General features: G+C 70.7%; 4 protein-coding genes. All 4 read left to right on the plus strand.

Annotated features, from left to right (window positions below; translation table 11 throughout):
• On the plus strand, positions 1 to 415 hold a 415-nt coding region (locus IT540_RS08875; RefSeq protein WP_291175986.1), incomplete at its 5' end, for an aminodeoxychorismate/anthranilate synthase component II.
• A gap of 18 nt (positions 416 to 433) precedes the next feature.
• Positions 434 to 1,459, plus strand: coding sequence for an anthranilate phosphoribosyltransferase (trpD, locus tag IT540_RS08880; protein WP_291175988.1), 1,026 nt, complete (start codon positions 434 to 436; stop codon positions 1,457 to 1,459).
• A gap of 74 nt (positions 1,460 to 1,533) precedes the next feature.
• On the plus strand, positions 1,534 to 2,058 hold the full coding sequence (locus IT540_RS08885; RefSeq protein WP_291175990.1) for a hypothetical protein: 525 nt from the start codon (positions 1,534 to 1,536) through the stop codon (positions 2,056 to 2,058).
• A gap of 56 nt (positions 2,059 to 2,114) precedes the next feature.
• Positions 2,115 to 2,915: an indole-3-glycerol phosphate synthase TrpC gene (trpC, locus tag IT540_RS08890; RefSeq protein WP_291175992.1), complete on the plus strand. Its 801-nt coding sequence runs from the start codon at positions 2,115 to 2,117 to the stop codon at positions 2,913 to 2,915.
• The last annotated feature ends 168 nt before the right edge of the window (positions 2,916 to 3,083 follow it).

Here is a 3,083-nt window from a genome sequence, read left to right on the forward strand (position 1 = left end):
CAAGGCGGGCTCCAAGATCCCGATCCTCGGCGTCTGCCTCGGGCATCAGTCCATCGGCCAGGCCTACGGTGGGAAGGTGATCCGGGCGCCGGAGCCGATGCACGGCAAGCTGTCGACGATCACGCATTCCGATACCGGCGTGTTCAAGGGCCTGCCGCCCAGGATCGAGGTGACGCGCTACCACTCGCTGATCGTCGAGCGGAAGAGCCTGCCCGACTGCCTCGAGGTCAATGCCGAGACCGAGGACGGCATCATCATGGGGCTCATGCACAAGACGCATCCGGTGCACGGCGTGCAGTTCCATCCCGAGAGCATCGCGTCCGAGCAGGGGCATGCGCTGCTCGCCAACTTCCTCGACATCGCCGGCCTCTCGCCGCGCCGGCGCAACGCCTCGCGCCCGCGCGATGCGGCCTAGAGGGGACGTGGGGGCGCGATGAGCAGCACGACGGGGGTCAGGTCACTTCTGCAGGCGCTCGCCGCGGGGGAGCGCTTTTCGCCGGACGCCATGGCCGAGGCCATCCATGTGCTGACGGCCGAGGCGACGCCGGCGCAGATGGCGGCGTTCCTCATGGGGCTGCGCGTGCGCGGCGAGACCGTGGAGGAGATCGCGGGCGCGGCGCGCGCCTTGCGCGAGCGCATGACATCGGTCGCGGTCGCGCCCGGTGCCATCGACATCGTCGGCACGGGCGGCGACGGGCACGGCACCTTCAACGTCTCGACGGGCGCGGCCATCGTCGCCGCTGGCGCCGGCCTCAAGGTCGCCAAGCACGGCAACCGCTCGGTGTCGTCGCTGTCGGGTGCCTCCGACGTGCTCGCGGCGCTCGGCGTCAAGCTCGACTGCGGACCGGCGCTGGTCGCGCGAGCGGTGGAGGAGGCCGGCGTCGGCTTTCTGTGGGCGCCCGCGCATCATCCCGCCATGAAGGCTTGGGCGCCGGCGCGCGCCGAGCTCGGCGTGCGCACGCTCTTCAACCTGCTGGGGCCGATCTGCAACCCGGCGGGCGTGCGCCATCACATCCTCGGCGTGTTCGCGCCCGAATGGGTGCTGCCGATCGCCGAGGCGTTGCGCGCGCTCGGCTCGATGCGGGCCTGGGTCGTGCACGGCCACGACGGCCTCGACGAGCTCTCGACCACCGGATCAACGATGGTCGCCGCGCTCGAGAACGGAAAGATCACGACCTTCGAGGTGACGCCGGAGGACGCCGGGCTGGCGCGCGTCTCGCTGGCAGACCTCAAGGGCGGCGACGGGGCGCACAATGCCCAGGCGCTCAGGGAGCTGCTCGCGGGCAAGCCGGGTCCCTACCGCGATATCGTGCTGTTCAACACGGCGGCGGCGCTGATCGTCGCCGGCCGCGCATCCTCGCTCGCCGAGGGTGTGGCGCTGGCCGAGGAGGCGATCACCTCCGGGCGGGCCGCGGCCGCGCTCGACAAGCTGGTCGCGATCAGCCAGGGGCCGGCTTAACCACAGCGCATTCGCCGGCGAGGGGCATCGCGCGCCGTGCTATCCTCGGCGCTCGCTGTCCTCCGAGGCTCGCCATGGTCCGTCTGATCGCTGCGTCTCTCTTCGCGCCGCTTGCCGCCGCCGCCTTCGCTCCCGCCGTGGCGCAGGAGGACGGTGCGCCATCCATGCCCGCAACTCTGGTCATCGGCTACGAGCTAGAGGGTCACATCGACGCCTCCGAGTCCTCCTGCCGGGCGTTCGTCACCGAGGTCGTGGAGTGGGACCAGGAGGCCACGGACCAGGCCGTGCGCGATGTCTGCGCTGCCCGCCAGAAGCATCTCGACGCCTACCGGGCCTTGCAGGGCGCCTACGGCAAGTTCCGCGCAGCGCTGCAGAAGCAGATCCGCTTCGACGGCGGCGCGGCGGCCAAGGCGCTCGCGTCGCTGGTCAAGAGCTGCATCGACATGAAATGGGCGCTGTCCACGGGCGGGCACAACGTCCGCATCGACATCGTGCCGAACGAGATCGCGGTGGCGTGCCTCGAGACGGGCCGCGAGGTCGTGGCCAAGGAGACCGCCCGCCTCAACATCGACGCGCCGCAGCCGAGGTCCGGTCACTGACTTGACCCCCGGCGCCGAGGCCGCTAGCAACCCCTTTCGTCTGACCCGAAAGCGCCATGGCCGACATTCTCGAGAAAATCACCGCATACAAGCGCGAGGAGGTCGCGGCGGCGCAAGCCGCGCTGCCGCTGCAGGTGGTGGCGGAGTATGCCCGCAGCGCGCCGCGCGTACGCCCGTTCGCCGAAGCGCTGGAGGCGCGGCACAAGGCCGGCGAGACGGCGCTGATCGCCGAGATCAAGAAGGCCTCGCCGTCGAAGGGGCTGATCCGCGCCGACTTCGATCCGCCGGCGCTCGCGCGCGCCTACGAGGCCGGCGGCGCGGCATGCCTTTCGATCCTGACCGACGGGCCCTCGTTTCAGGGCGCACCCGAGTTCCTGACGGCCGCCCGTGACGCGGTCTCGCTGCCGGTGCTGCGCAAGGACTTCATGATTGACACCTATCAGGTGGTGGAGGCGCGCGCCTGGGGTGCCGACTGCATCCTGATCATCATGGCGGAGGTGGACGACGCGCTGGCCGCTGACCTCGCCGCCGCCGCCGCCGACTGGGGCATGGATGCCATCGTCGAGGTGCACGACGCGGCGGAGCTCGATCGCGCGCTCAAGCTCGACTGCCGCCTCGTCGGCATCAACAACCGCAACCTCAAGACCTTCGAGACCACGCTCGCCACCACCGAGCAGCTTGCGCCGCGCGTCCCGGCCGACCGCATCGTGATCGGTGAGAGCGGGATCTTCACGCCGGCCGACCTCGCGCGGCTGAAGCGCGTCGGCGTCGAGACGGTCCTGGTCGGCGAGAGCCTGATGCGGCAGGCCGACGTCGCGGCGGCGACGCGCACGCTGCTCACCCCGGAGGCCGCGTGATGGGCATTGCGCAGAATGCATCGCGGTCCCCGTCCTCCTTGTCGGCGTTGCACCGTCGCACGAGGATCTTGCCGGTGTGGCGAACGTGGGGACTTGCGTGGATCCCGGCCTGCGTCGGGATGACGTCGATCGTGCGGGAGCCACGTGCCTCCTTTCCACGTCATCCCG

The organism is Hyphomicrobium sp., assembly GCF_020852195.1.
Classification (GTDB): Bacteria; Pseudomonadota; Alphaproteobacteria; order Rhizobiales; family Hyphomicrobiaceae; genus Hyphomicrobium_C.